Origin of the sequence: Succinatimonas hippei YIT 12066, from assembly GCF_000188195.1 — a bacterium.
In the GTDB taxonomy this organism is placed as follows: domain Bacteria; phylum Pseudomonadota; class Gammaproteobacteria; order Enterobacterales; family Succinivibrionaceae; genus Succinatimonas; species Succinatimonas hippei.
In genome coordinates this window covers 1-1,000 of record NZ_GL831036.1, presented here as the reverse complement: position 1 = coordinate 1,000, position 1,000 = coordinate 1, and the positions used below count along the sequence as shown (strand labels likewise).

Annotated in this window: 1 protein-coding gene; it reads left to right on the top strand. The window is 37.3% G+C overall.

Annotation, left to right across the window (positions count from 1 at the left end; all coding sequences use genetic code 11):
- Positions 1-216: 216 nt before the first annotated feature.
- A complete protein-coding gene (locus HMPREF9444_RS07240; RefSeq protein WP_009143755.1) occupies positions 217-951 on the top strand; it encodes a transporter substrate-binding domain-containing protein in 735 nt (244 codons plus the stop codon).
- The last annotated feature ends 49 nt before the right edge of the window (positions 952-1,000 follow it).

The window sequence follows — 1,000 nt, the reverse complement described above, 5'->3', positions numbered from 1 at the left end:
GGTCGCGGGTTCGATTCCCGTCCGTTCCGCCACTACTTACTATATTCAATTACCAAGAGAGCAGCTTTAATGCTGCTTTTTTTATTTCTCCCTTTGTTCTTTCTTGTATTGTTCGTACTCTTGTCTTACATAATTCCTTTATTTTTCTTTTTATCGATGTTTAGTAGTAAACTTATTTACAAAATATAGGTTTATATCAATATATAAAGGATCTTTATGCGTAAGCTTTTATTTGCTCTTTTTTCAATTCTTTTGTTTGCCTTTAATGCTAATGCCCAAATTTACAAAATAGCTGTAGATGCGGCTTATCCACCCTTTTCTTTTAAAAAGGGGGATACTTTTGTCGGCATTGAGCTTGATATGCTTGCGGAGATCGCAAAACGAGAAGGGTTTTCTTATGAACTAAAGTTCATGAATTTTGACGGGGTGATCCCGGGATTGGTTTCAGGACAGATTGATGGGGCATTAGACGGGATCAATATTTCTGAAGAGCGCAAAAAGATAGTTGATTTTTCTGACGGTTATTTTAAATCAGGACTTTGCGTCGTAACGCGTATCAGTGATGATCGAATTAAAGATTTTTCTGATTTAAAAGGAAAAACCGCAGCTATTAAAAAGGGCACTTATGGCATGGAGTTTGCCGAGAAGAATAAACAAGCTTTAGATCTGCATTTGCAGTATTACTTATTAAGTCCCGATCTGGCATTAGCTGTACGCAATCATAATGCCGATTTTTTTATGGAAGATTATCCCGTTATTTCTTATCAAATCAAAATCGGAGAGCAGCAGGGGCTTAAGATTGCTCTTAGGGATATTTACGGCTCTCCCGTGTATGCTTTTGCGGTTAAAAAGGGAGAAAATCAAGAGTTGTTGGACATGTTTAACGCCGGGCTTAAATCTATTAAGGAAGATGGCACATTCGACGAAATATTAAAGCGCTATATAGAGTAAGCTCTATTGTTAAAAATTTGACATCCTCACCGGCCTAAAGGCCGATGAT